Raw genomic sequence first — 26,298 nt, 5'->3', positions numbered from 1 at the left:
GCGCGAAGCGCTTCACCCGCACATCCACGATCGGAGAACTGTCATGGCCCAGGCCGCAGCCGTGGCGAAGCCACCGCCGAGCACCGCCCCGCCGCCGCCCGACCCGGCGCGGCGGCGCCGCCGGCGGGTCGGGGCGACCCCGCGCCGCCTCCCGTATCTGCTGATCGCCCCCGCCGCCCTGCTGATGCTCGGCTTCATCGCCTATCCGGTGGTCAGCGTCTTCTACTACAGCCTGCGGCACTACAACCCCACCAAGCCGTGGCGCGACGGCTTCGCGGGCCTGGACAACTTCGTCACCGCCTTCACCGACGACCCGCAGTTCTGGCCCACGCTCGGCTTCAGCCTCCAGTGGGTGGCCGTCGAGATCGTGCTGCAACTGCTGCTCGGCCTCGTGCTCGCGCTGCTCGTCAACCAGACCTTCGTCGGCCGCGCGGCGGCCCGCGCCCTGGTCTTCTCGCCGTGGGCCGTCTCCGGTGTCCTCACCTCCACCATCTGGCTGCTGATCCTCAACTCCCAGACCGGCGTGACGCGTTACCTCGCCGACATCGGGATCGGCTCGTACGGGACGTCCTGGCTCTCGGACACCGGCACGGTCTTCCCCGCCGTCGTCGTCGCCGAACTCTGGCGCGGGGTCCCCTTCTTCGCGATCCTCATCCTCGCCGACCTCCAGTCCGTCTCCAAGGACCTCTACGAGGCGGCCGAGGTGGACGGTGCGAGCCGCTGGCGGCAGTTCCTCCACATCACGCTGCCCCACCTCAAGGACGCGATCATCCTCTCCACGCTGCTGCGCGCCGTCTGGGAGTTCAACAACGTCGACCTGCTCTACACCCTCACCGGCGGCGGCCCGGCCGGCGAGACGACGACGCTGCCCCTGCGCATCGCGTCCATCGCCGTCGACTCGCACGACTTCGGCTACGCGTCCGCGCTGACCGCCATCGCCTTCGTGATCCTTCTCTTCTGCTCGCTGCTGTATCTGCGGCTCAGCAAGTTCGGGGGCCAGGACAAATGACCGCCACCGCCACCACCCTCGCCCGTACGCCCCGCTGGCAGATCTACACGCCGCTGGGGCTGTACCTCCTGTTCACCCTCGTGCCCTTCTACTGGATCCTGCTCTTCGCGCTGCGCCCCACCGGCTCCACCTCCCTCGTGCCCTGGCCGCTGACCTTCGACCACTTCGACAAGGTGTGGACCGAGCGCAGCTTCGCGACGTTCTTCCAGAACAGCCTGCTCGTCGGCGTCGTCTCCATGGTGATGACCACGCTCGTCGCCCTCGCGGGCGGCTACGCCCTGGCCCGCTTCGACTTCCGGATCAAGCGCGCCTTCCTGCTGGCGCTGCTGTGCTCGCAGTTCATCCCGGGCGCGCTGATGCTCGTACCGCTCTTCGAGATCTTCGCCGAGCTGCGGATGATCAACTCGCTGGCCAGCGTCGTCGTCGCCGAGACCGTCTTCCAGCTCCCCCTGTCGATGATCCTCATCAGCGGGTTCATCAAGAACGTGCCCTACGTCCTGGAAGAGGCCGCCTGGGTCGACGGCTGCGGGCGCTTCCGGGCGTTCTGCGCGGTCGTCCTGCCGATGCTGCGGCCCGGTCTGATCGCGGTCGGCTCCTTCGCCTTCGTGCACAGCTGGAACCACTTCCTGTTCGCCCTGATGTTCCTCAGCGACCAGGGCAAGCAGACGATCCCGGTCGGCCTCGCCACCCTGATGGGCGCCGACAGCGTCGACCTCGGCGCGCTCGCCGCCGGGGGCGTGGTCGCCGCCGTGCCCGTCGTCATCGTCTTCGCGTTCATCCAGAAGTGGCTCGTCACCGGGTTCAGCGCCGGGGCGGTGAAGGGATGAGCGCCGCGACCGGGGGCCTGCGGCTCCCGCTGCCCGTCGTCCTCGCGGGGGCGCGCGGCCACGGCGGCGCGCATCTGGAGAACATCCGCCGCCTCCAGCGCGCCGGCCTGGTCCGCCTGGTGGGCGTCTGCGAGCTGAAACCGCTGGTGGGCGAGGAACTCGTCGGCTTCGGCGCGGTCGAGCAGTCCGACGACCTCGCCGCGCTCCTCGATGCGACCGGCGCCGCCGTCGCCGTGATCTGCACGCCCATCCCGACCCACGCCGACCTGGCGCTCGCCGCCGCGCGGCGCGGCGTCCACGTGCTCCTGGAGAAGCCGCCCGCCCCCTCCTACGCGCAGTTCCGGCAGATCGCGGACGCGGCCGCCGCGGCCGGGACCGCCGTCCAGATCGGCTTCCAGTCGCTCGGCTCCCACGCGCTCCCCGCCATCCGGCGGCTGATCACGGAAGGCGCGATCGGCGAGGTGACCGGCGTGGGCGGGGCCGGCCTGTGGGTGCGGGACGAGGCCTACTTCCGGCGGGCGCCCTGGGCGGGCCGGCGCCGCCTCGACGGCCTCGACGTGGTCGACGGCGTCCTGACCAACCCCCTCGCGCACGCCGTCGCCGGCGCTCTCGCCCTGGCGGGCAGCACCGCCGCCGAGGACGTCACGGACGTGGAGTGCGAACTCTTCCGCGCCCACGCCATCGAGTCCGACGACACCTCCTGCGTACGGATCTCCACGGCGGACGGCGGCCGCGTCACCGTCGCCGCGACGCTCTGCGCGCCCACCTCCCAGGAGCCGTACGTCGTGGTGCACGGCACCGAAGGACGCGTCACCTGCTGGTACCGGCACGACCGCGTCCAGGTGCGCCGCGGCGCCGACGACACCGAAGGCTCCCAGACCCTGTACGGCAGGACCGACCTCCTGGAGAACCTCGTCCAGCACCTCATGGGCCGCGCCGAACTCCTCGTACCGCCCGCCGCCACCGGCGCCTTCATGCGGGTCGTCGAAGCGGTGCGGCTCGCGCCCGGCCCGGCCGCGCTGCCCGCCGACGCGTGGCACCGCGCACCCGGTCAGAGCGCCGAGCGCCGGGTGGTGCCGGGCATCGAAGGGCTGGTCGCCCTCGCCGCCGACACCCAGTGCCTCTACTCCGAACTGGGCGCCTCCTGGGCCCGGCCCTCCCGCCCCGGCGACCTTCACGACGAGGTGAACCCGTCATGAGCACTTCCCCGCGGCACACGAACGGTCCCGGGCGGCGGCCCGGCGGATCGGTCACCCTGCGCTGTGCCGGGCGCCCGGTCGCCCGCTACGTCGTCCGCCCCGAACTGGCCCCGGACCTGTCGCCCCGCCCCCACCTGCACCCCGTCACCACGCTCGCCGGGAGACCCGTCACCGAACTGAGCCCCGCCGACCACCCGCACCACCTCGGGGCCGGCGTCGCCGTGCCCGACGTGGCGGGACGCAACTTCTGGGGCGGGCGCACCTTCGTACGCGGCCAGGGGCCCACCGAGCTGGACAACCACGGCGTCCAGCGCCACCAGGGGTTCAAGCTGCGCGACCCGGACGGCCTCGTCGAGGACATCGTGTGGACGGCACGCGGCGAGATCCTGCTGCGCGAGCGCCGCACCGTCGCCGCCGTCGCCCTCACGGACACCGCCTGGGCGCTGGACCTCACCTTCGCGCTGACCAACGCGACCGGCGCCGAACTGTCCCTCGGCAGTCCCGCCACCAACGGCCGCCCCGGCGCCGCCTACGGCGGCTTCTTCTGGCGCGCGCCCAAGGAGGCGGCGCCCCCACGGGTGCGCACCCCGCACGGCGAGGGGGAGGCGGCCGCCCACGCCGCCCGCGCGCCGTGGCTGGCGTTGGCCGGGGACGGCTGGACGCTGGTGTTCGCCGGGGCCACGGCACGCACCCGCCACGACCCGTGGTTCGTGCGCGCGGCCGAATATCCGGGCGTCGGCTCCTCGCTGGCGTCCGAGGACCGGCTGCCGCTCGCCCCGCGCGACACCCTCGTACGCCGGATCGTGACCGTCGTGGCCGACGGTGCCCTCGGCCGCGACGAGGCGGCGTCCCTGGTCCGCAAGGCGGTGACGGCGTGAGCGCGGACCCGGGGACGACGGGTCCCGACGCCACCGGCGACCTCGGTGACGGCACCTACCGCAACCCCGTCCTCGCCGCCGACTGGTCCGACCCGGACGTCCTGCGGGTCGGCGACGACTTCTACCTCACCGCCTCCAGCTTCGGCCGGGCTCCCGGGCTTCCGCTGCTGCACTCCCGAGACCTGGTCAACTGGACGCTCATCGGCCACGCCCTCGACCGCCTCGAACCGGCCGAGGCCTACGCCACCCCCCAACACGACCGCGGCGTCTGGGCCCCCTCCCTGCGCCACCACGACGGACGCTTCTGGATCTTCTGGGGCGACCCCGACCACGGCCTGTACCAGGTCAACGCCCCCCGGATCCGGGGACCTTGGAGCCGCCCCCACCTCGTGAAGGCGGGCAAGGGGCTCATCGACCCCTGCCCCCTGTGGGACGAGGAGAGCGGCGCCGCGTACCTCGTGCACGCCTGGGCCAAGTCCCGCTCCGGCGTGAAGAACCTGCTGACCGGCCACCGCATGAGCCCGGACGGACGCGAACTGCTCGACGAGGGGCGGACCCTCGTCGACGGCGACCGCGTCCCGGGCTGGTTCACCGTCGAGGGCCCCAAGCTCTACCGGCACGACGGCTGGTTCTGGATCCTCGCCCCCGCCGGCGGCGTCGCGACCGGCTGGCAGGGCGCCTTCCGCTCCCGCGCCTTCCACGGGCCCTACGAGGAGCGCGTCGTCCTCCAACAGGGCGCCACCGACGTCAACGGACCGCACCAGGGCGGCTGGGTGCACACCGCCACCGGCGAGGACTGGTTCCTGCACTTCCAGCAGCGCGGCGCCTACGGCCGCGTCGTGCACCTCCAGCCGATGCGCTGGGACGCGGACGGCTGGCCGGTGCTCGGCCGCGACGGCGAGCCCGTCGCCGTACACCGCAAACCGGACCTGCCCGCCCAGCCGCCGTCGACCCCCGCCACCGGCGACGACTTCCCCGGCGGACGGCACGGCCCCCAGTGGCAGTGGACCGCCAACCCCCGCACCGGCTGGGCCACTTCGCACACGGGGGATGGGCTGCGGCTGGCCTGCGTCCGCTCGGCGCACGCCGACGACGTACGCGCCCTGCCGCACACCCTCACCCAGCGCCTGCCCCTGCGGCCCTGCTCCGTCGAGGTCGAGCTGCGCCTGGACGCCGAAGTGCCGGGCGCCCGCGCCGGGTTGGCGGTACTGGGGGACGCGTACTCCTGGGTCGGCCTGGAGCGGGGCGAGGACGGAGCGGTGCGGCTCGTGCACCGGTTCGCCGAAGCGGGCGCGGCGGCCGAGCGCGACGCCGCGCCCCCACGCCCGGCACCCGGGGCCGCCGCCCGGCTGCGGGTGGAGATCACGGACGGCGCCCGCTGCCGCTTCACCGCCGACACGGGCGAGGGCCCGCGCCCGACCGGCGGGCCGGTCTTCGCCGCGACGCCCTGGTGCTGGGTCGGCGCGCTCCTCGGCCTGTTCGCGGTGGCGCCCGCGGGCGAGGGGCACACCGGGACGGCGCTGTTCACCCGCTTCCGCATCACCCGTTGAATCACTCCGCAACCCGAGAAGAGAGCCGCTGATGCCCACCAACCCCAGCCCGCGCACCCATGAGAGCCCCCGCACCCATGAGAGCCCGCGTACTTGTGAGAGCCCCCGTATCCGACGCCGTGCCGGTGTCGTCCTCGCCCTGACCACCGCGCTCGCCCTGACCGCCACCGCCTGCGGGGACGACGGCAGCGGCGCGGCGGGCGACAAGGGCGGCGAGGGCAGCGGCAAGGGCGAGATCGTCTTCTGGGACAACAACACCGCCGTGCGGCACGACATCTGGCAGGAGATCATCGAGGACTTCGAGAAGGAGAACCCCGACATCGACGTCAAGTACGTCGGGGTGCCCGCCGAGAACGTCCAGTCCAAGTACGACACCGCCATCCGGGGCGGCGGCCTGCCCGACGTCGGCGGTGTCGGCGCCGCGATGCTCGCCGGGATCGCCGCGCAGGACGCCCTGGAGCCGCTGGACAAACGGGTCGAGAAAAGTCGCCTCGCCGACGAGCTGAACCCGGCGATGGTCGACAGCGTCCGCGCGGCCGGCGGCGGCGTCGACCTCTACACCGTCCCCACCTCCGCGAGCAACGGCGTCCTGTACTACCGCACCGACCTCTTCGCGGCCGCCGGCCTGGACGCGCCGACGACCTGGAAGAAGTTCTACGCGGCCGCCGACAAGCTCACCGACCGGGCCCACAACCGCTTCGGCTACACCATCCGCGGCGGCGAGGGCTCCATCGCCCAGGCCCTCGACGCGATGTACGGCCAGTCGGGCATCGGCGACTTCTGGGACGGCGACGAGACCACCGTCAACGACCCGAAGAACGTCGCCGCGCTGCGGAAGTACGTGTCCCTCTACAAGAAGGCCACGCCCTCCGCCGACCTCAACAACGACTTCACCAAGATGGTCGCCCAGTGGGACAGCGGCCAGATCGGCATGCTCAGCCACAACCTCGGCTCCTACCAGGACCACGTGAAGGCACTCGGCGAGAACAAGTTCCGCGGCCTGCCGAACCCCACCACCGGTGCGGGCGTACGCGTCCAGGTGTCCAACCCCGTCGACGGGCTCGGCCTGTTCAGGTCCAGCAAGAAGAAGAAGGCGGCCTGGAAGTTCATCGAGTTCGCCGCCTCGCACGCGTCCAACAGCAAGTGGAACGAGTCGGCGGGCGCCATCCCCGCCAACACCGAGGCCGCCAAGGACGCCTGGGTCAAGAAGTCCGAGCCCACCAAGCTGGCGGCCGAGGCCCTTGAGGACGGCTCCCTGAAGATCGTGCAACTTCCCTACTACCTGCCCGACTGGAACACCATCAGCAAGGCCGAGAACGAGCCCGCCTTCCAGAAGGTCCTGCTCGGCAAGATGTCGGCGAAGGACTTCCTCGACTCCCTCGCCGAGCAGCTCAACGAGGCGCAGGCGGAGTGGAAGGAGCAGAACCGGTGACCGCCGCGGGACCCGGCCGCCGCACCCTGTTCGTCGCGGGCGACTCCACGGCCGCCCAGAAGTACCGCCCCGCCGCACCCGAGACGGGCTGGGGCATGGCCCTGCCCTTCTTCCTGCGCCCCGCGTTCCCCGTCGCCAACCACGCGGTGAACGGCCGCAGTGCGAAGAGCTTCGCCGACGAGGGCCGTCTGGCCGCGCTCCTCACCGCGATCGGGCCCGGCGACCTCCTGCTGATCCAGTTCGGCCACAACGACCAGAAGCGGGAGGACCCCGCCCGGTACACCGAACCGTGGTCGACCTACCAGGAGTACCTGCGCCAGTACGTCGCCGGCGCCCGGGCGCGTGGGGCGCGTCCCGTGCTGCTGACCTCCGTGGAACGCCGGCGGTTCGACGCGGGTGGCGCCGCCGTGCCCACCCACGGCGACTATCCGGCCGCCGTGCGCGCCCTCGCGGCCGAGGAGGGCGCCGCGCTCCTCGACATCCAGGCGCTCTCCCTCGCCCTGTGGGGAAAGCTCGGGCCCGAGGAGACGAAGCGGTACTTCAACTGGACCGCGTCCGAGCAGGACAACACCCACTTCAACCCGCCCGGCGCGATCGCCGTGGCCCGCCTGGTCGCCGTGGAACTGCTGCACCGCAGGGTGCTCGCCCCGGGCGACCTGCGCCGCCTCGACGCCACGGTGCCGGAGTCCTGGATCACTTGGCCGACGGAGGAAGACGCATGACGAGACGTGTCCGTGCCACCCTGCTCACGAGCTGCGCGGCCCTCGCCCTCGCGGCGCCCACGGTGTCCATGGCGGCAGCGCACCCGGCATCCGCCCGGCCCGTCCCGGCCGGCCACGACGTCCTGCCCGCCCACGACGTCCTGCCCGCCCACGACGTCCTGCCGGCACGCGACGGCTGGGCCTCCGCCGACGGCGGCACCACCGGCGGTGCGGGCGCGGGCGCCGCCCGCACCCACACCGTCACCACCTGGCAGCAGTTCACGGCGGCCCTCACCGCCGGCGGCCCGGGGCCCCGCGTCATCCGGGTCAAGGGGACGCTGGACGCCACCGGAACCGGAACCGCTACCGCAATCGCCACCGGCACCGGCACCGGCGGCTGCGCCGCGTTCGCGGCCGAGGGGTACGACTTCGCGCGGTACCTCGCCGCGTACGACCCCGCGGTGTGGGGCAGGGACCGGCCGGTCAGCGGCGAGCAGGAGGAGCTGCGCGCGGCCTCGGCGGCCCGGCAGGCGGCGGCCGTCAAGGCGTACATCCCCTCCGACACCACCGTGCTCGGGGTCGGCGGGCACGCGCGGATCATCGGCGGCAGCCTCCAGATCAAGGACGCGGACAACGTCGTCGTCCGCGGCCTCACGCTGGAGAGCCCCCTGGACTGCTTCCCGCAGTGGGACCCCACGGACGGCGAGCGGGGCGCCTGGAACTCGGAGTACGACAGCGCGGTGGTGCACGGCTCCACGCACGTCTGGCTGGACCACAACACGTTCACCGACGGCGCCCACCCCGACAGCTCGCTGCCCTCCTACTACGGGCAGCTCTACCAACGGCACGACGGTGAGCTGGACGTCGTGCGGGGCGCCGACCTCGTCACCGTCTCCTGGAACGTCTTCGCCGACCACGACAAGACCCTCATGATCGGCAACAGCGACGGCGCGGGCGGCACCGACCGCGGGAAGCTCCGCGTCACACTCCACCACAACCTCTTCCGCGACATCGTCGAGCGCGCCCCGCGCGTGCGCTTCGGCAAGGTCGACGTCTACAACAACCACTACGTCGTGCCGCGCGACGGCTACCAGTACTCCTTCGGGATCGGCGCCGAGTCCCAACTGGTCGCCCAGGCCAACGCGTTCACCCTGCCGGCCGGCGTCGGCGCCGGACGCGTCCTGAAGAAGTGGAAGGAGGCCCCGCTCACCGCCGACCACAACTACGTCAACGGTGAGCGGACCGACCTGATCGCCGCCCACAACGCGCAGTTCCCCGACGAGGCGCTGCGCTCCGGAGCCGGCTGGACCCCGCACCTGCGCCGGCACGTCGACCACCCGCGGGCGGTGCCGTACCTGGTGGGTCATCGCGCGGGTGTCGGCAGGCTCCGCTGACGGTCCGCGCGCGTGCGAGCGGCGGCGACCCGGGGGCGTACGGCGGCGACTGACCGGTTGAACCCCTCACCCCAGCCTCCGGGGAGGCCCCCGTGCGCAACTCCCGCGCCCCGCCCCGCGGTCACCACTGCCTGAAGCCGGCCGCTCTAACGTGCCGCGGTGTCGCCCTGGACGATGCCGCGACCGTTCGTCCCCACGTACACCCGGCCGTAGACGTTCGGATCGCCGGTGATGGCGCCGCCCGTCCAACCCCACTGGTGCCCGGCGTCGTTGACGCGGACCCAACTCGCGCCCGCGTCCGTGGAGCGGAAGACGCCGCGCACCCCGCCGATCCGCGCGCTGGTGTAGAGCGCCTGGTAGGAGGCGCCGGGCGCCGCCTTGCCGAAGCCGATGGTGTCGGCCTCCTGGACGCCCGCGACCCGGGTGAAGCTCGCCCCGCCGTTCGTGGAGTGCCACAGGCCGTACGTCCCGCCCGCCTTGCCGCCCGCGAGCCAGATGTCGCCCGTCCTGCCGGGCACGGCCTGGAACTTGACGGGCCCCTCGGCCGGCAGCCCGGTGGACGCCTTCGCGGTGAAGGTGTTGCCGCCGTCCGAACTGACGTAGAACGTGCCGGACTTGAAGCCGTAGAACCGCTTCGGGTCGACCCGGTCCGACTCGACCACCGCGCCCTGGGGGATGCCACCGGCCGCCGTCCAGGCGGCTCCGGGCCCGGTGGCGGTGTGTACGCCCGCCCCCGCGGGGCTCCACACGAAGCGGCTGCCGTCGGCCGCCGCGGCCACCGTGCCGCCGCCCGTGACCCCGGAGGGCTCCTGGCCGCCGGACCAGGTGACGCCGTTGTCGGTGGAGAAGGCGACGTGGGGCGCCGCGTCGGCGTCGCCGGAACGCACCACGGTGCTCGGCCTGGCCGCCGCGTGGTCGAGGCTCGTCGTGGACGAGAAGGTGGGGGAGGGGTACATCCGCTCCGGCACCTTGGTGAGGTCCGTGTGCCGGAAGCCGCCGATGTCGCCGAGCGCGCTCAGCAGCGGCGCCCCGGACTCGGGGGCGGCGAGGTCGTTGACGGCCGTCTCCTCAAGGCCCTTCACCATGGGCCGGATGGTGAACGTGCCGCCGGGGGCGTCCCACCGGGTGAGGTTCTCGGTGCCGTAGACCGTGGCCCCCGTCCCGTACATCATGCGGTCGGAGTCGAACGGGTCGATCTCCAGTGACTCCGTCATCCAGCCGAGCTTCGGGCTCTGCTCGGGCGGCGCGGGGTGCGCGCCCCAGGAGAGCCAGGGCACGGAGGAGATGTCCATGGTGTAGCGGTTCTGCCGGGTCGGGTACGCGGAGTAGCTCCACGCCGAGGTCCAGTTGGCGCCGCTGTCCCGGGTGCGGAAGATCTGCGTGTCGGGCCACCAGGAGCTGTAGCCGGTGACCATGACGGTGCCCGGGTGCTGCCGGTCGACGCTCAGGCCGCTGAAGCCGTAGGAGGTGTCGGCCTCGGCGACGGGGCTGATGTTCTTCCACTCGCCGGTCCGCGTCGCGTACCGCCACACCTGGCCCTTGCCGCCGTCGTAGGGCCCGGCCCGGTCGCTGTAGGCGAGGTAGAGGTAGCCGTTCTCCGCGTCGAGGACGCCCTTGTGGGCGAGCAGTCCGGTCGGCTGGCCCGCGACACGCGACCAGGTGCCGCCGCCGTCCGTCGACCGGTACACGGAGTTGGCCTTGTCGGCGACGCCCACGTAGAGGGTCTGCGTCTTCCCGTCGCCCGCGCCCGTCGACTCGTCGAACGTGACCCAGACGATGCCCTGCTTGTCGGAGTTGTAGCCGCTCGTGTCACCCGGGTCCTGCTGGAAGTCGCCGGGGTTCGGGAAGTTCGTCACCTGCCGCCAGGTGGCGCCCGCGTCCGTGGAGCGCCACAGGCCCTTGCCGCTGGGCGCCCCCAGGTAGAGCACGTCGTTGTCGTGCGGGTCGACGGCCAGGCGCTCGCCCATGCCGCGGCCGGGCATGTTCCCGCCGAGCTTGAACGGCAGGTCGGCCTTGCGCCAGGTCGCGCCCCGGTCGGCGGAGCGCAGCACCGCGCCGTTGCCCGGGTCCCAGTCGTTGGTGTAAGTGCCGACGGCCGCGTACACCCGGTCGGGGTCAACGGAGTCGGAGGCGAGGCTCACCACCCCGGCGTGGCCCCAGTCGTCCCAGCCGACCGAGTCGAGCAGCGGCGTCCAGGACGCGGAGGACTCCTGCCAGCGGTAGGCGCCGCCGATGTCGGTGCGGGCGTAGGCGAGGTCGCGTTCGGAGCGGTTGAAGACGATGCCGGGGACGAAGCCGCCCCCGTCGACGCGGACGTTCTTCCAGTCGTACGGAGCGGCCTTCACCGCGGCGGCCACGGGGGCGTGGTCGTCGGCGCTCGCGACCGGACCGCCGACGAGCAGCCCGCCGATCAGACCGCACAGGGCGGGGAGCACGCGTGTTCTGTGCGCGCGGAGCACAGGAGGCATGGGGGTTCCTTCGCACGTCGGGTGGGGGAGGGCGACATCCACCTGGGCCCAGAAGCGGTGGCAGGCGCACGTGGGCGCCGCACCGCCGTCGTACGGGGTGGCCGTCGCCGATGTCCCTCTCCGGTGGGGGGTGGGAGCGCTCCCAAAGTCCTTGTGCCCCTTGGGGATGTCAAGGGTGTGCGCGGAAATCGAGTCGTCGAATCCATTCGACGGGCGAACGCGCCGAGATTTCCCGCAAAACCGGCAACCTTTCTCGCCGCGGCGGCGACTGCATGGCATGAGGAACGCTGATCCGACGCCGGGGTTCGAGACGCGGAAGTGGACCGGGGCGGGAGAGGCGCCCCGCTCCCGCGCACCGGAGTCGAAGCGCTTCAAATCAACGTATGGACAGGTCAGGGGCGCCCCTCTAGGGTCGGTCGCACCGCCTTCTCGCCCACCCCAGGAGAGCCGCATGGTCACCCTCGCCGAGGTCGCCAAGCACGCCGGAGTCTCGGCCAGCACGGTGAGCTACGTCCTCAGCGGCAAGCGCTCGATCTCCACCGGCACGCGGGAACGCGTCGAGCGCAGCATCGAGCAGCTCGGCTACCACCCGAACGCGGGCGCCCGCGCCCTCGCGAGCAGCAGATCCAACGTCATCGCCCTGATGATGCCGCTGCGCACCGACATGTACCTGCCGGTGATGATGGAGATCGCCGTCGCCGTCGCCACCACCGCCCGCACCCACGGCTACGACGTCCTGCTCCTGACCGGCGACGAGGGCGCGGCGGCCGTGCGCCGCGTCACCGGCAGCGGTCTCGCCGACGCCATGATCCTCATGGACGTCGAGCTGGACGACGAGCGGCTGCCACTGCTGCGGGCGAGTGAACGGCCCGCCGTGCTGATCGGGCTGCCCGCCGACACGGCCGGGCTCACCTGCGTGGACCTCGACTTCGTGGCGACGGGCGCGCTGTGCGTGGAGCACCTGGCCGGCCTCGGTCACCGGGACATCGCCGTCATCGGCGAGGCCCCCGCCGTCTACGAACGCCACACCGGCTTCGCCGAACGCACGCTCGACGGACTGCGCGCCAGGGCCCGCGAGTTGGGGGTGCGGCTGCTGCACCGGCCCTGCGAGGCGGGGTACGGGCCGACGTCCGCCACGCTCGCCCGGGTCTTCGACGAGCGGCCGGGCACCACGGGCTTCGTGGTCCAGAACGAGTCGGCCGTGGAGCCGCTGCTCGGCCTGCTGCGCCAGCAGGGCCGCGCGGTGCCCGAGGACGTGTCCGTGATCGCCGTCTGCCCCGACCAGGTGGCCCTCCAGGCCTCCGTACGGCTCACCTCGGTCGCCATCCCCGCCGAGGAGATGGGGCGCAGGGCCGTCGAGCGGATCGTCGCCAAGCTGACCGGACACGGCGAGGACGACGTCACACTGATCGCCCCGGAGCTGACGGTGCGAGCCAGCACGGGGAGCGCGCCCGCCTGAGCGCTAAGCGCTTCGATGTCGGTGGGGAGACTAAGTGAACGCCGGAGCCCTCACAAGGGTGCCTGCCGAACTTCGCCGCAGAAGCCGTGAGTTGGCCCGCGACCGGTACTGAGCAGGTCGACGGGGCGTTCCGAAGCAGGCGCCTTGACATGGACATCAGGTAACACCCAGCATCGAAGCGCTTCGAGAAATTCGCTTCCGCTTCACCGCCCGCCGAGGGGACCCGCACGTGACCGAGAGCCCGCCGCCGTTCCGCGACCCGGGACATGTGCCGGACCAGCGCGTGGACGACCTGCTGTCCCGGCTGACCGTCGACGAACGCGTCGCGCTCCTGCACCAGTGCGCGCCCGCCATCGGCCGGCTCGGTGTCGAGGCGTTCCGCACCGGCCAGGAGGCCCTGCACGGCGTCGCCTGGCCGGGGCCCGCCACGGTCTTCCCGCAGGCCGTCGGGCTCGGCGCGACCTGGAACGACGACCTGCTGCGCAAGGTCGGCGAGGCCGTCGCCGTGGAGGCCCGCGCCCTGCGCGCCCGGGACGACCGCGTCGGCCTCAACGTCTGGGCGCCGACGGTGAACCTCCTGCGCCACCCCCTGTGGGGCAGGAACGAAGAGGGGTACGCGGAGGACCCACACCTGACCTCGGCCCTGGCCGCCGCCTTCACCCGCGGCCTGCGCGGCGACCACCCGACGTACTGGCGCACCGCGCCCGTCCTCAAGCACTGGCTCGCCCACAACAACGAGACCCGCCGGGACACCACGAACTCCTCCGTCCGCCCGCGCGTCCTGCACGAGTACGACCTGCGCGCCTTCCGCGGCGCGGTCGAGGCGGGCGCGGTCGCCGGGGTGATGCCCGCCTACAACCTCGTCAACGGCCGCCCCAACCACGTATCGCCCCACCTGGGCGAGCAGTTGCGGCGCTGGACCGACGACGTGCTGCTCATCTGCTCCGACCAGGGCGCGCCGAGCAACCTCGTGGAGAGCCAGCACTACTTCGACACCCACGAGGAGGCCGTCGCCGCAGCGCTCAAGGCGGGCGTCGACAGCTTCACCGACCACGGCACCGACCCGGACCTCATCATCGGACGCGTCCAACGCGCTCTGGCGGCAGGTCTGTTGAGCGAGGCCGACATCGACGCGGCGGTACGTCGCCACCTCGCCGTGCGCCTGAGGCTCGGGGAGTTCGACCCGGACGGCGGCCCCTACGGCGGCGCGAGCCCGCGCGACGCCGACACGGCCGAACACCGGGAACTGGCCCGCGAGGCCGCCGAACAGGCCGTGGTCCTGCTCAAGAACGACGGCCTGCTGCCCCTCGCGCCCGCCGCCGACGGCGGCCGTATCGCGGTCGTCGGGCTCCTCGCCGACGAGTGCAAGACCGACTGGTACAGCGGCAGGCTGATCCACCGGAGCACCGTCCTGGACGGGCTGCGCGACCGCTTCGGCGCCGAGCGGGTGACCTTCGCCGAAGGCGTGGACCGGGTGCACCTGAAGTGCGCGGCAGGCTGGCTGCGCGTGCCGGAGCCCTCCGCCGCCGGCGCTCAGGCGCGGGTGGCCGCCGGCGTGCTCGACCCGGCGCTGCTGTCCGGCCGCACCGACCTGCCGCCGGTCGGCGTCTGCGCGGACGGGGCGCGGGCCACCGAGTTCGCCCTCGTCGACTGGGGCGCGGGCGCCTGGACGCTGCGGGCCCCCGACGGGCGCTACCTGTCCGTCGCCGACGACGGCCTCGTGCGCGCGTCGGCCGACCAGCCCGGCGGCTGGATCGTCCAGGAGACGTTCGCGCTCATCGCCCACGAGGGCGAACGCCGGGACGGGCAGGACGGCGGGCACGGGGGCGAGTACCTCCTCAGGCACACGGGAACGGGCGGCTACGTCTGTGTCGCCGCCGACGGCCTGCGGGTCGCCGTCCAGGGCGAAGCTCTCGCGGCCGACCGCGCCGAGCCCTTCACGGTCGTGTACGTGGAGCGCGGCGAGGACGCCGTGGCCCGCGCCGCCGCGACCGCGGACACCGTGCTCGTCGTCGCCGGGAACGACCCGCACATCAACGGCCGCGAGACCCAGGACCGCACCACCCTCGCCCTGCCGCCCCACCAGGAACGGCTGTGGCGCGCGGCCCGCGCCGCGAACCCCCGCACCGCGCTCGCCCTGGTCAGCGCCTATCCGTACGCGGTCGCCGCCGCCCACGCCGAGCTGCCCGCGCTGCTGTGGACCGCGCACGGCGGGCAGGCCGCGGGCACCGCGCTGGCCCGCGTCGTCGCCGGTGACGTCTCCCCGGCCGGACGGCTCCCGCAGACCTGGTACGCCGCCGACACCGACCTGCCGGACCTGCTCGACTACGACATCATCGGCTCCCGGCAGACCTACCTGTACTTCGACGGCACCCCGCTGTACCCGTTCGGGCACGGCCTCGGGTACTCCTCCTTCGCCTACGAGGGGCTGACCTGCGAGCGCGACGGCGACACCCTGTGCGTCGCCTTCACCCTGACCAACACCGGCGCCGTCGCGGCGGACGAGGTGGCGCAGCTCTACACCCGCGCGCCCCGCGGCCCCGTCGTGACTCCGCACCGCAAGCTGGCCGCGCACCGCCGCGTCCACCTGGCGCCCGGCTCCTCGCGCCGCCTCGAATTCCGGCTCCCCGTCGGCGACCTGGGCTTCTGGGACGTACGCCGGGGCCGCTGGAGCGTGGCGCCCGGCACGCACGAGCTGTTCGCCGGGGCGTCGAGCCGGGACATCCGGCTGCACGCGCCGGTCGAGATCGCCGGTGATCCGCTCGCCGCCAGGCCGGTACTGGGGGCCGGCCTGGCGGCGGCCGACTACGACACGCAGCGCGGCACCGAGATCGTCGACCGGACGAAGACCTCGGGCGACGCGGTGCGGGCCGTGGGCGGCTCCGTGGGCGAACTGCTCTTCGAGGCATGCGACTTCGGGACCGGGACCGACGCCGTGCGGATCGAGGCCGCGGGGGAGGGCGCCGTCGATCTCATCGCCGGCGCCACCGCCACCACCGTCGCCGTCGCGCCCACCGGCGGCACGTACGACTACGCCGAGAGTGCCGTGGGCTTCGCCGTGTCCGGGGTGCGCGACCTGCGCGTACGGCTGCGCGGTCCGCTCCGCCTGGCCCGGCTCGCCTTCACCGCCGCCGCACCACGGGAGGACGCCCCATGACGTGCACCGACGGCTGCTGGCTGATGCGGGTGCGCACGGTGGACGGCCGCGCGAGCGCCGACGGCGTGGGGGAGGTGACCCCGCCCGGTGTCCTCGCGGACGGAACGACCCGTTAGAGTGCGCGGTTCCGACAGGGAGACGGCACCCGGGACCGCGGAGGGCGGTGCGCCGGGGCCCGGGGGAAAGAGGACACCCATGCCTTCGGCCGCCGACGACGCGGCCGCCGAGTTCCATGCCTTCTTCGAGCGGCACTACGCCGAACTCGCCCGGCTCGCCCATCTGTTGACGGGCGAGGCGGACGGCGCGGACGATCTGGCGGCCGATGCGCTGCTCGCCCTGTGGCACCGCTGGGACCGGGTGCGCGCCGCCGACCACCCGGCCGCGTACGCCCGCGGCGTCGTCGCCAACATGGCCCGCAGCCGCATCCGCAGCGCCGTACGGGAACGCCGCCGCGTCACCCTCTTCTGGTCGGGTCGAGGCGAGGCCGTCGCGGACCCCGACGTGCCGGCCGTGGTCGACGTGCGGGAGGCGCTGCGCGCGCTGCCCTTCCGCAAGCGGGCCTGCGTGGTGCTGCGGCACGCCTTCGACCTCTCCGAGAAGGACACCGCGCAGGCCCTCGGCATCTCGGTGGGTACCGTGAAGAGCCAGACGTCGAAGGGAATGGCCGAGCTGCAACGACGCCTCGGTCCGCACACCGCCTGGCAACAGGTGCGCGCGGTCACGGCGGACACGGGGGGAAGCACATGAGGGACGACGACGAGGTGCGCCGGAAGCTGCGCGGCGCCGCCCAGGCGCACCGGCCCGACCGGGAGCGGATGCGGGCCCGCGTCGAGCAGGGCATGGCGGCGGGCGCGCGGCCCGAACGCGCGCCGAAGCCGCTCCGGGCGAGCGCCTCCTGGCTGCGCGTGGTCACCGCGACGGCCGCCGTCGCCTCCCTCTGCGCCGTGGCCGGGTACGGGGCGGCGTCCGCGCTGCGCGAGGACCCCGATCCGCAGTCCGTCGCCACCAGCGAGACGCCGGACGCGCCCCCCGCCGCCACGCGACCCGGTGGGACCGCGCCGCCGCCCCCGCCCTCCCGGCCGCCGCACAGCACCCCGGCCGCGCCTCCCGTCTCCCGGGGCCCCTCGGCGGGGCCGTCCAGGGGACAGACGCCCCCGCCCGCCCCTCCGAGGTCCGGCGCCCCGAGGTCCGGCGCGGACCTGCTGTGGGCGGACGGCTCGATCGACCCCGGCTCCAGCACGTACTGGTCGCAGAGCGACATCACCGTCAAGGCGAAAAAGCCGCTGACCGCGCTCACCGTGGAGCTGCGCGTCGCCCGGCCCGGCGAGGTCGCCGACACCGGCAACTGGCGCTCGCTGCCCGTCGGCGACTTCGACGTCACGGTGGCTGAGCGCGGCGGCTTCCTCCTGTACCGGTGGACGCTCAAGGCGGGGCGCACCGTACCGGTGGGCGAGCACGTCTTCGCCGGGCAGTACGACCACCGCGGCGGCAAGCGGGACGCGTACGCCGACCGCTACACGGTCCGGGCCTCCGCCGCCGGTGAACGCGACGAGTGGAAGGGCGACTTCGCCCCCGCGGCGAACCCGCGAGGTTGAGGGCAACCTTTCCGCGCCCGGTGGCGACCAGGAGACGCACACTTCTGTCCACCGAAGGAAATCCGGACATGACCCCCACCACGAACGGGCCCGTACGCCACCGCCGCGGCCGGACCCGCCGCCGCGCCGTCATCGGCGGCGCGGCCGCGCTCGCCCTGACCGGCGCCGCCCTCGTCACCACCTCCCTGATGTCGACCGCCGGGGCGGCGAGCAGCTGGCCCGAGGCCAAGGGGCAGCAGCCCGTCTCCAAGACCATCGAGGTCTCCGGCACCCGCGACGGCGGCCTCAAGCGCTACTACGGCAGCGGCGAGCTGGGCGGCGACGGCCAGGACGAGGGCCAGGACCCCCTCTTCAAGCTGAAGGACGGGGCGACCCTGAAGAACGTCATCATCGGCGCGCCCGCCGCCGACGGCATCCACTGCCAGGGCAGCTGCACCCTGCAGAACGTCTGGTGGGAGGACGTCGGCGAGGACGCCGCGACGTTCAAGGGGACCTCGGCGGGCTCGACGTACGCCGTCCAGGGCGGTGGCGCCCGCAAGGCCGACGACAAGGTCTTCCAGTTCAACGGCGCGGGCAAGCTCGTCGTGAACAAGTTCCAGGTCTCCGACTTCGGCAAGCTCGTGCGGACCTGCGGCAACTGCTCCAAGCAGTACCGGCGCGACATCATCGTCAACGACACCGACGTCACCGCCCCCGGCAAGTCCATCGTCGGCATCAACACCAACTACGGCGACACCGCCGCGCTGCGGAACATCCGCATCCACGGCGACGGCAACAAGAAGATCAAGACCTGCATGCGCTTCACCGGCAACAACACCGGCGCCGAGCCCGTCGAGACCGGCAGCGGCCCCGACGGCAGGTACTGCAAGTTCACGGCGTCGGACATCACCTACAACTAGCACGGCACACCCGACGCGGACGCCCCCGCCGACACCGTGGGCGAATGCCGGGCCGAGCGTGACGTCCGCCTTCACGACCCGTCGCGGTCCTGAAGGCGGACGCCCGCACCCGCATGTCTCACCCGGCGGCCCTACGGCCCACTGCTGGCATCGCGGTATTAGGTCCCCGGCTTCGAGCGCGTCGGGGAGATGGCGCAGCCGGGGGGCGCCCCCCTCTCACTGCCCCGCCAGGCCCGTGTGCGCCACCCCCGCGACGATCTGCCGTTGGAAGAAGACGAAGACGACGATCAGCGGGAGCCCCGCCATCAGCCCGCCCGCCATCAGTTGCGCCCACTGGATGCCGTAGGAGTTCATGACCGTCGCGATGCCGTTCGGCATGGTCATCAGGTCGGGGTTGTTGGTCACCATGTAGGGCCACAGGAAGTTGTTCCACGACGCGATGAACGTGAAGATGCCGACCGCCGCGAGGGAGGGGCGCGACAGCGGCAGGACGACGGTGAAGAAGACCCGCCAGCGCCCGGCGCCGTCGATGAACGCCGCCTCCTCCAGCTCCTTGGGGACGGACTGGAAGAACTTGTAGAGGATGTAGACCATCGCGGCCGGCGCGCACTGCGGCAGAATCATCCCCCAGTACGTGTCGACCATTCCCATGGACTGGACGGTGCTGAACAGCGGCACGCCGAGGACCGCCGGGGACACCATGAGGCCCGCCATGACCAGGCCGAGCAGCGCGTTCTTGCCGCGGAACTCGGTGCGCGCGAAGCCGTACCCGGCGAGCGCGCTCACCAGGACCACGACGGACGTCACGCACACGGAGACGACGACGGAGTTCACGAACCAGTCGGTGATGTTGCCGGTCTCGAACATGGCCCGCCACGCCTGGAACGTGACGTCGCGCGGCATCCAGTGCGTCGGCACGGCCACGGCCTCGGTCTCCGACTTCAGGGAGGTGAACAGCGCCCACACCAGCGGCGACAGCCACACCGCCGAGACGGCGGTCCCGAGCGCCGTCAGGACGATCTGTCCCGCGGTCCACTTGGCCCTCGTACGGTTCACGGGCATCGCGTGTCCCTTTCTCATCGCACATCCTCCGCACGCCTGCCCAGCAGCCACAGGCGGCCGAGGGCCACGGCCGCGATGAGCACGAAGAAGATGATGGACACCGCGGAGGCGAAGCCCACGCGGTAGCTGGTGAAGCCCTCTTCGAGGGTGTACTGCACGAACGTCCGGGTCGATTCCTCCGGCCCCGGGCCGAAGTCCTGCATCACCACGACCTGGTCGAACACCTGGAGCGAGGCGAGGACCTGGAGGGTGACGACGAGACCGGTGACGGTGCGCAGCATCGGCAGGGTGATGTGGACCATCCGCTGCCAGGCGTTCGCGCCGTCCAGCTCGGCGGCCTCGTACAGATGCCGGGGGATGTTCTGCAACGCGGCGAGGAAGAGGAGGAAGCTGAAGCCGACCGTCCACCACAAGGTGGTGATGACCACCGCGAGCATGGCGGTCGACTTGTCGGTCAGCCAGGGCGTGTCCAGGCCGAGGACGTGGTTGATCATTCCGGTGCCGGGGTTGAACAGCCACTGCCAGAGGTTCCCGGCCACGGTGGACGGCAGCAGGAACGGCGCGAAGAAGCACAGCCGCCACAGCCACTTGGCGCGCTCGATGTGGTGGGCGAGCATCGCGAGCAGGAGCGCGAGGACGACGATGCACGGCACCACGAGCAGCGTGAAGTACGCGCTGTGGCCCAGCGATTCCCACATCAGCGGGGTGTCGAAGGCCTCCCGGTAGTTGTCCAGGCCCACGAAGCGCTCGCCGGTGCCGGAGATGTTGGCGTCGGTCAGGCTCAGCCACACCCCGCGCCCGATCGGCAGCAGCACGAACAGGGCGAACAGGACGAGGAAGGGGGCGACGAACCAGCCGCCGTGCTGGAGGCGGCGGGCGAGGCGGGCCCGGGGCGAGTCGGCGCGGACGGCGGCCGCCGGGCGTGCGGCGGCCGGGCGCAGGGCGGTGTCGACGGTGCTCACGCGGCGCCACCTCCCGCGCGGCCGGCGGACCGGCCGGCCATCGGGTCCCTCATCGCGAGCAGTTTCTCCAGGACGCCCCGCATCCGCCGGGCCGTGGCGGCGGCCCCCGCGGAACCGGAGTTGGCGGCGGCGACCACGGGGCCGATGCGCTGGGCGAGGGTGCCGGTGGAGCCCGCGAACCACACGTGCGGCTCGACGGCCATGTGGTCCATGGCCGAGACGTACTCGGCCTGCGGCTTCAGCGCCCGGTACCTCTCGTCCCGCAACGTCGGCCGGTACGCGGGGATGTGGCCGCCGCGCGACCAGTCGAGGGCGTGCCGCACGACGTACGCGGCCAGCTGGTGGGCGCCCTCGTCGGCGGGGCCGCCGCGCCCCTCCTGGTGGGGCAGGACGAAGCAGTGGGACTCGGCGTGCGTGGCGGCCCGGCCGAAGACGGGCGGCAGCGGGGTGGCGCCGTAGTCGAGCTTCGCGCCGCCGAAGACCGGCACGGACCAGTTGCCCTCCCAGGTGAAGGGGGAGCCGTTGAGGAACATCTCGCCGTCGGCGGTGCCGACCGGCGTGGTGTAGCCGTCGGTGACGTGCCGGCGGAGGAATTCGAGGACCTCGACCGCCTTGTCGGTGTCGAAGGTGAGGTCCCGGCCGTCGGGGCTGAGGCAGGTGCCGCCGAGCTGGGTGTAGAAGGAGAGGAAGAACCACCAGCTGAAGTTGGGTTCGTTGGCCTTCATGCCGAGGGTCTGGAGTCCGCCCCTGGTCGCCTTCCGCGCGGCCTTGAGCGCCTTGAACCACTCCTCGGGCGAGGAGACGGCGGCCAGTTCGCCGTCCTCGCCGAGCAGCCCCGCCCGCCGGCACACGTCGCGGCGGTAGAAGCAGAGCTGGGCGTGGATGTCGAGCGGCAGCCCGTACAGCTTGCCGTCGACGACGGCGCGTTTCCACAGCAGCGGGTCGAAGTCCGCCTCCCGCACGCCGTACCGGGCCAGGAGCCGCACGTCCCAGGGGTCGAGCAGCCTGCCGGGCGCGAAGCCCGGGATCCGCCCGAGGTGCATGACGGCGAGGTCGGGGGCGCGCCGCCCGGCGGCGGCCATGGCCAGCTTGGTGTAGTACGGATTGCCCCACTGGAGCGTCGAATCCTTCACGTCCACCCGGGGGTTGGCCCGGCGGAACGCGTCCAGCATGGCGATCATGTTGACGCCGTCGCCGCCGCTGAAGAGGTTCCAGTAGCGGACGCGGACCTCGGCGTCCGAGGCGATGGCGGAGGCGCCGCGCCCGGTGGCCGCGACGCCGAAGCTGCCCGCGACGGCGAGCGCCCCGAGAGTGCCGAGCACGCCGCGGCGGGTGGCAAGGGGTGGAGGCACGACGGCTCGTCCCTCTCTCTGAGACGGAGGTGTTCCGGGACAGGCGCGTTCGACATATCGAATGCTGCCCGTCAGTTCGAACGGACCGTAGAGTCGATCTCCTCGCGCGTCAACGCTTTGCGCAGGGTTGGTCCCAGGCGTTGACGCGGCCTCCCTCGGGTTCCTAAGTTGCCGTTCGAAGTATTGACCGACGTCCGGTATTTCGAACAGGTGGGGATGACATGGCACACAGACGAGGGAGTCTCGCTCTCGCCGTCGGGGCGCTCACCGCCGGAGCCCTGCTGGCCAGCACGCTCGGCGCGGGTCCCGGCGCGGCCGCCGAACCGGCCGACTACACGATCGACGTCGACGCCAACGGCACCGGCGCGAAGATCGACGACACGATGTACGGCGTCTTCTACGAGGACATCAACCGCGCGGCCGACGGCGGCCTGTACGCCGAACTGGTCCAGAACCGGTCCTTCGAGTACGAGCCCGCCGACAACCGCTCCTACACGCCGCTGACCTCGTGGGACACCCGAGGCACCGCCAAGGTCGTCGACGACGGCGGACGGCTCAACGAGCGCAACCGCAACTACCTTCACCTGGGCGCCGGTTCGTCCGTCACGAACGCCGGCTACAACACCGGGATCGCCGTCGAGAAGGGCAAGCGCTACGACTTCTCGCTCTGGGCCCGCGCCGAGCGCTCCGGCGCGCCCCTCACCCTCACCCTGCACGACGCCTCGGGCGAACTGGCGGCCGCCCGCCGCGTCACCGCGCGCGGCGGCTGGGCCAAGTACCGGGCGACCTTCACCGCCACCCGGACCTCCGCCGCCGGCCGGCTGACGGTCGCCTCGGGCGCCCCGGCCGCGCTGGACATGATCTCCCTCTTCCCCCGCGACACCTACAAGGGCCGCGAGAACGGCCTGCGCAAGGACCTGGCCGAGAAGATCGCCGCCCTGAAGCCCGGCTTCCTGCGCTTCCCCGGCGGCTGCCTGGTCAACACCGGCAGCCACGAGGCGTACGACGAGAAGTCCGGCTGGCAGCGCAACCGCTCCTACCAGTGGAAGGACACCATAGGCCCGGTCGAACAGCGCGCCACCAACGCCAACTTCTGGGGCTACAACCAGAGTTACGGACTCGGCTACTACGAGTACTTCCAGTTCGCCGAGGACACCGGCGCCATGCCGCTGCCCGTCGTGCCCGCCCTGGTGACCGGCTGCGGCCAGAACAAGGCCACGGACGACCCGGCGCTGCTCAAGCGGCACATCCAGGACACCCTCGACCTCATCGAGTTCGCCAACGGCCCGGTCAGCAGCGAGTGGGGCAAGAAGCGCGCCCGGATGGGCCACCCCAAGCCGTTCGGCCTCACCCACCTCGAAGTCGGCAACGAGGAGAACCTGCCCGAGGAGTTCTTCGCCCGCTTCCAGCAGTTCCGCGCCGCCATCGAGGCCGAGCACCCGGAGATCACGGTCATCTCCAACTCCGGGCCCGACGACAGCGGAGCCGTCTTCGACAAGGCCTGGAAGCTCAACCGCGACGCCGACGTGGCGATGGTCGACGAGCACTACTACAACAGCCCGCAGTGGTTCCTGGAGAACAACGACCGCTACGACTCCTACGACCGGCGCGGCCCCAAGGTCTTCCTCGGCGAGTACGCCTCCCAGGGCAACACCTTCGGCAACGCGCTCTCCGAGGCCGCGTTCATGACCGGCCTGGAGCGCAACGCGGACGTCGTCAAGCTCGCCTCGTACGCCCCGCTGCTCGCCAACGAGGACTACGTCCAGTGGAAGCCCGACATGATCTGGTTCGACAACGACCAGTCGTGGGGCTCGGCCAACTACGAGACGCAGAAGCTGTTCATGCGCAACGTCGGCGACGAGGTCGTGCCGTCCAGGGCCACCGGCACACCCGCCACGTCCGGCCCGATCACCGGCGCGATCGGCCTGTCCACCTGGGCCACCCGCGCCGCCTACGACGACGTCACGGTCACCGGCGCGGACGGCAGGCCGCTGTTCTCCGACGACTTCTCGGCCGGTGACGGCAAGTGGACCAGGGCGGCCGGCCGGGGCGCGTGGGCCGTCGAGGACGGCGCGTACGTCCAGTCCGACGAGAGCGCCGAGAACACCCTGGTCACCGCGGGCGACAAGGGCTGGCAGAACTACGACCTGAAGGTCAAAGCCACCAAGAAGTCGGGCAAGGAGGGCTTCATGGTCGCCTTCGGCGTCAAGGACACCGGCAACCACTACTGGTGGAACCTCGGCGGCTGGAACAACACCCAGTCGGCCGTGGAGAAGTCCGTCGGCGGCGCCAAGCAGACGATGATCCAGGACACCACGAAGATCGAGACGGGCCGTAGCTACGACCTGCGCGTCGAGGTGCGCGGCCGCCAGGTGACGCTCTACCTGGACGGCGAGAAGTGGGGCTCCTTCACCGACGACAAGCCCGCCGAACCGTTCCGCCAGGTCGTCACCCGCGACAAGGCGACCGGCGACCTCATCGTGAAGGTCGTCAACGCCCAGACGGCACAGGCCCGCACCAAGATCGACCTCGGGCGGGCGAAGGTCGCGTCGAAGGCACGGGTGACCACGCTGGCCGCCGACCCGGCCGCCGAGAACACCAAGGACAGCTCACCGGTCAAGCCCGTCGACTCGGTCCTCGACGGCGTCGGCCCCTCCTTCTCGTACACCTTCCCCGCCCACTCCGTGACGTTCCTGCGGATCAGGACCGGCTGATGGGACGAGGACCGGCCGCACAGGTCACCCTCCCCGGCCTGTGCGGCCCGCCCCCCCCAACCGCTATGCCCAGCACACCAGTTGAGGATCGCCATGACGCCTGACCGCCGCCCCGCCCGCTTCACCCTCCACCCGGACTTCGCCGTCGGCGACGTCGACCCCCGGCTCTTCGGCTCCTTCGTCGAACACCTCGGGCGCTGCGTCTACACCGGCATCCACGAGCCCGGCCACCCCACCGCGGACGAGACCGGCCTGCGCGGCGACGTCCTCGACCTGGTCCGCGAACTGGGCGTCACCGCCATCCGCTACCCCGGCGGCAACTTCGTCTCCGGCTACAAGTGGGAGGACTCCGTCGGGCCCGTCGACGAACGGCCGCGCCGGCTCGACCTCGCCTGGCGCTCCACGGAGAGCAACCGCTTCGGCCTCGCCGAGTTCATCCGCTTCGTCCGTGCCGTAGGCCCCCAGGCGGAACCGATGATGGCCGTCAACCTCGGCACCAGAGGGGTGGCCGAGGCCCTGGAACTCCTGGAGTACGCCAACCACCCCTCGGGCACCGCACTTTCGGACCTGCGTGCCACTCACGGCGACAAGGACCCCTACGGCATCCGGCTCTGGTGCCTCGGCAACGAGATGGACGGGCCCTGGCAGACCGGGCACAAGACCGCCGAGGAGTACGGCCGCCTCGCCGCCGAGACCGCCCGCGCCATGCGGCAGCTCGACCCGGCCCTCGAACTCGTCGCCTGCGGCTCCTCCGGACAGTCCATGGAGACCTTCGCCGCCTGGGAGGCGACCGTCCTCGCCGAGACGTACGACCTGGTCGACCACATCTCGCTGCACGCCTACTACGAGGAGATCGACGGCGACCGCGACTCCTTCCTCGCCTCGGCCGTCGACATGGAGTCCTTCATCGAGAACGTCGTCGCCACCTGCGACCACGTCGGCGCCCGCCTGAAGTCCACCAAGCGGATCAACCTCTCCTTCGACGAGTGGAACATCTGGTACCAGCACCGCACCGCGCTCCAGCCCGAGGAGGACTGGCAGGAGGCCCCCCGCCTCCTGGAGGACAACTACACCGTCACCGACGCCGTCGTCCTCGGCTCCCTGCTCATCGCCCTGCTGCGCCACGCCGACCGGGTGACCGTCGCCTGCCTCGCCCAACTCGTCAACGTCATCGCGCCGATCCTCACCGAGCCGGGCGGGCCCGCCTGGCGCCAGACGACGTTCTTCCCCTTCGCACAGGCCTCCCGGTACGGCCGCGGCACCGTCCTCGACGTACGGGTGGACTCACCCACGTACGACACGGCGAAGTTCGGCGAGGTGCCCCTGCTGCACGCCACGGCGGTGCGCGCCGACGACGGCACCGTCACCGTCTTCGCCGTCAACCGCGACCGGAGCCACCCGCTGCCCCTCGAAGTCACGCTGAGCGGCCTGGAACCGGGCGCCGTCATCGAGCACACCGCCGTGGCCGACGCCGACCCCGAGGCCCGCAACACCCTGGCCGACCCGGAGCGCGTCACCCCGCACGACGTGCCGGGCACGCGCCTCGCGAACGGCGTCCTGACCGCCACCCTGGAGCCGCTGTCCTGGAACGTGATCAGGCTGGGCCGAGGGCGGAACCCCGACCGCACGTGAGCACCCCC

General features: G+C 72.4%; 19 protein-coding genes. 15 read left to right on the top strand and 4 right to left on the bottom strand.

Annotation, left to right across the window (positions count from 1 at the left end; all coding sequences use genetic code 11):
* Positions 1–43: 43 nt before the first annotated feature.
* From ABZ385_RS02435 to ABZ385_RS02400, 8 genes are read left to right on the top strand one after another with little or no spacing between them, the layout of a single operon-like run.
* Entirely contained in the window at positions 44–1,009 is a 966-nt protein-coding gene (locus ABZ385_RS02435) for a sugar ABC transporter permease (protein ID WP_358581654.1), read from the top strand.
* Positions 1,006–1,836 (top strand): carbohydrate ABC transporter permease, encoded by an 831-nt coding sequence (locus ABZ385_RS02430; RefSeq protein ID WP_358909230.1) that lies wholly within the window; start codon positions 1,006–1,008, stop codon positions 1,834–1,836. The genes ABZ385_RS02435 and ABZ385_RS02430 overlap by 4 nt, the downstream gene beginning before the upstream one ends.
* Positions 1,833–3,035 (top strand): Gfo/Idh/MocA family oxidoreductase, encoded by a 1,203-nt coding sequence (locus tag ABZ385_RS02425; RefSeq protein WP_358909228.1) that lies wholly within the window; start codon positions 1,833–1,835, stop codon positions 3,033–3,035. The genes ABZ385_RS02430 and ABZ385_RS02425 overlap by 4 nt, the downstream gene beginning before the upstream one ends.
* Positions 3,032–3,913 (top strand): PmoA family protein, encoded by an 882-nt coding sequence (locus tag ABZ385_RS02420; protein WP_358909226.1) that lies wholly within the window; start codon positions 3,032–3,034, stop codon positions 3,911–3,913. Before ABZ385_RS02425 ends, ABZ385_RS02420 begins: the two co-directional genes overlap by 4 nt.
* Complete coding sequence (locus ABZ385_RS02415) at positions 3,910–5,463, top strand: family 43 glycosylhydrolase (RefSeq protein WP_358909224.1); 1,554 nt, start codon at positions 3,910–3,912, stop codon at positions 5,461–5,463. Before ABZ385_RS02420 ends, ABZ385_RS02415 begins: the two co-directional genes overlap by 4 nt.
* Positions 5,464–5,494: 31 nt before the next feature.
* Positions 5,495–6,895, top strand: a complete 1,401-nt coding sequence (locus ABZ385_RS02410) for a sugar ABC transporter substrate-binding protein (RefSeq protein WP_358909222.1) — start codon at positions 5,495–5,497, stop codon at positions 6,893–6,895.
* The gene (locus ABZ385_RS02405; RefSeq protein ID WP_358581669.1) at positions 6,892–7,617 is read left to right on the top strand and encodes a rhamnogalacturonan acetylesterase; all 726 of its coding nucleotides are present in this window, start codon (positions 6,892–6,894) and stop codon (positions 7,615–7,617) included. The genes ABZ385_RS02410 and ABZ385_RS02405 overlap by 4 nt, the downstream gene beginning before the upstream one ends.
* The gene (locus ABZ385_RS02400) at positions 7,614–8,990 is read left to right on the top strand and encodes a polysaccharide lyase family 1 protein (RefSeq protein ID WP_358909220.1); all 1,377 of its coding nucleotides are present in this window, start codon (positions 7,614–7,616) and stop codon (positions 8,988–8,990) included. Before ABZ385_RS02405 ends, ABZ385_RS02400 begins: the two co-directional genes overlap by 4 nt.
* 146 nt (positions 8,991–9,136) lie before the next feature.
* Here the strand turns inward: ABZ385_RS02400 and ABZ385_RS02395 are convergent, their stop codons facing one another.
* On the bottom strand, positions 9,137–11,458 hold the full coding sequence (locus tag ABZ385_RS02395) for a xyloglucanase (protein ID WP_358909219.1): 2,322 nt from the start codon (positions 11,456–11,458) through the stop codon (positions 9,137–9,139).
* 451 nt (positions 11,459–11,909) lie between these two features.
* Here ABZ385_RS02395 and ABZ385_RS02390 point away from each other — a divergent pair, with 451 nt between their 5' ends.
* The 5 genes from ABZ385_RS02390 (at position 11,910) to ABZ385_RS02370 (ending at position 18,568) form a co-directional block, all read left to right on the top strand.
* Positions 11,910–12,917, top strand: a complete 1,008-nt coding sequence (locus tag ABZ385_RS02390) for a LacI family DNA-binding transcriptional regulator (protein WP_358909217.1) — start codon at positions 11,910–11,912, stop codon at positions 12,915–12,917.
* Positions 12,918–13,146: 229 nt separating this feature from the next.
* Entirely contained in the window at positions 13,147–16,074 is a 2,928-nt protein-coding gene (locus tag ABZ385_RS02385) for a glycoside hydrolase family 3 C-terminal domain-containing protein (protein ID WP_358909215.1), read from the top strand.
* A 195-nt stretch (positions 16,075–16,269) separates the two neighbouring features.
* Positions 16,270–16,821: a SigE family RNA polymerase sigma factor gene (locus tag ABZ385_RS02380; RefSeq protein WP_358581683.1), complete on the top strand. Its 552-nt coding sequence runs from the start codon at positions 16,270–16,272 to the stop codon at positions 16,819–16,821.
* Complete coding sequence (locus ABZ385_RS02375; RefSeq protein ID WP_358909213.1) at positions 16,818–17,669, top strand: hypothetical protein; 852 nt, start codon at positions 16,818–16,820, stop codon at positions 17,667–17,669. Before ABZ385_RS02380 ends, ABZ385_RS02375 begins: the two co-directional genes overlap by 4 nt.
* A 68-nt stretch (positions 17,670–17,737) precedes the next feature.
* A complete protein-coding gene (locus ABZ385_RS02370) occupies positions 17,738–18,568 on the top strand; it encodes a pectate lyase (protein WP_358700105.1) in 831 nt (276 codons plus the stop codon).
* Positions 18,569–18,784: 216 nt separating this feature from the next.
* Here ABZ385_RS02370 and ABZ385_RS02365 read toward each other — a convergent pair whose 3' ends face one another.
* Genes ABZ385_RS02365 through ABZ385_RS02355 form a run of 3 tightly spaced genes read right to left on the bottom strand, consistent with a single transcriptional unit; the run spans position 18,785 to position 21,944 of the window.
* Positions 18,785–19,648 carry a carbohydrate ABC transporter permease gene (locus tag ABZ385_RS02365; RefSeq protein WP_358909211.1) on the bottom strand — a complete coding sequence of 288 codons (864 nt, stop codon included), beginning with the start codon at positions 19,646–19,648 and terminating at the stop codon, positions 18,785–18,787.
* Positions 19,645–20,592, bottom strand: coding sequence for a sugar ABC transporter permease (locus tag ABZ385_RS02360; RefSeq protein ID WP_358581693.1), 948 nt, complete (start codon positions 20,590–20,592; stop codon positions 19,645–19,647). Before ABZ385_RS02360 ends, ABZ385_RS02365 begins: the two co-directional genes overlap by 4 nt.
* Positions 20,589–21,944: an extracellular solute-binding protein gene (locus ABZ385_RS02355; RefSeq protein WP_358581695.1), complete on the bottom strand. Its 1,356-nt coding sequence runs from the start codon at positions 21,942–21,944 to the stop codon at positions 20,589–20,591. Before ABZ385_RS02355 ends, ABZ385_RS02360 begins: the two co-directional genes overlap by 4 nt.
* A 221-nt stretch (positions 21,945–22,165) precedes the next feature.
* Here ABZ385_RS02355 and ABZ385_RS02350 point away from each other — a divergent pair, with 221 nt between their 5' ends.
* Together ABZ385_RS02350 and ABZ385_RS02345 are read left to right on the top strand one after the other, a co-directional pair.
* A complete protein-coding gene (locus ABZ385_RS02350; protein ID WP_358909209.1) occupies positions 22,166–24,658 on the top strand; it encodes an alpha-L-arabinofuranosidase C-terminal domain-containing protein in 2,493 nt (830 codons plus the stop codon).
* A 93-nt stretch (positions 24,659–24,751) separates the two neighbouring features.
* On the top strand, positions 24,752–26,290 hold the full coding sequence (locus ABZ385_RS02345) for an alpha-N-arabinofuranosidase (RefSeq protein WP_358909208.1): 1,539 nt from the start codon (positions 24,752–24,754) through the stop codon (positions 26,288–26,290).
* Positions 26,291–26,298: the final 8 nt, after the last annotated feature.

Origin of the sequence: Streptomyces sp. NPDC005898, from assembly GCF_040629635.1 — a bacterium.
GTDB lineage: Bacteria > Actinomycetota > Actinomycetes > Streptomycetales > Streptomycetaceae > Streptomyces.
Note: the sequence above shows the minus strand (reverse complement) of the source record. Positions and strands in the feature narration are given on the sequence as shown.

Bases quoted from the DNA above. Each gene is read 5' to 3' on its own strand.
- ABZ385_RS02410 (WP_358909222.1), top strand. From the start codon at position 5,495: ATGCCCACCAACCCCAGCCCGCGCACCCATGAGAGCCCCCGCACCCAT.
- ABZ385_RS02365 (WP_358909211.1), bottom strand. From the start codon at position 19,648: ATGAGAAAGGGACACGCGATGCCCGTGAACCGTACGAGGGCCAAGTGG.
- ABZ385_RS02345 (WP_358909208.1), top strand. From the start codon at position 24,752: ATGACGCCTGACCGCCGCCCCGCCCGCTTCACCCTCCACCCGGACTTC.
- ABZ385_RS02390 (WP_358909217.1), top strand. From the start codon at position 11,910: ATGGTCACCCTCGCCGAGGTCGCCAAGCACGCCGGAGTCTCGGCCAGC.
- ABZ385_RS02425 (WP_358909228.1), top strand. From the start codon at position 1,833: ATGAGCGCCGCGACCGGGGGCCTGCGGCTCCCGCTGCCCGTCGTCCTC.
- ABZ385_RS02375 (WP_358909213.1), top strand. From the start codon at position 16,818: ATGAGGGACGACGACGAGGTGCGCCGGAAGCTGCGCGGCGCCGCCCAG.
- ABZ385_RS02395 (WP_358909219.1), bottom strand. From the start codon at position 11,458: ATGCCTCCTGTGCTCCGCGCGCACAGAACACGCGTGCTCCCCGCCCTG.
- ABZ385_RS02430 (WP_358909230.1), top strand. From the start codon at position 1,006: ATGACCGCCACCGCCACCACCCTCGCCCGTACGCCCCGCTGGCAGATC.
- ABZ385_RS02420 (WP_358909226.1), top strand. From the start codon at position 3,032: ATGAGCACTTCCCCGCGGCACACGAACGGTCCCGGGCGGCGGCCCGGC.
- ABZ385_RS02370 (WP_358700105.1), top strand. From the start codon at position 17,738: ATGACCCCCACCACGAACGGGCCCGTACGCCACCGCCGCGGCCGGACC.
- ABZ385_RS02435 (WP_358581654.1), top strand. From the start codon at position 44: ATGGCCCAGGCCGCAGCCGTGGCGAAGCCACCGCCGAGCACCGCCCCG.
- ABZ385_RS02400 (WP_358909220.1), top strand. From the start codon at position 7,614: ATGACGAGACGTGTCCGTGCCACCCTGCTCACGAGCTGCGCGGCCCTC.
- ABZ385_RS02350 (WP_358909209.1), top strand. From the start codon at position 22,166: ATGGCACACAGACGAGGGAGTCTCGCTCTCGCCGTCGGGGCGCTCACC.
- ABZ385_RS02380 (WP_358581683.1), top strand. From the start codon at position 16,270: ATGCCTTCGGCCGCCGACGACGCGGCCGCCGAGTTCCATGCCTTCTTC.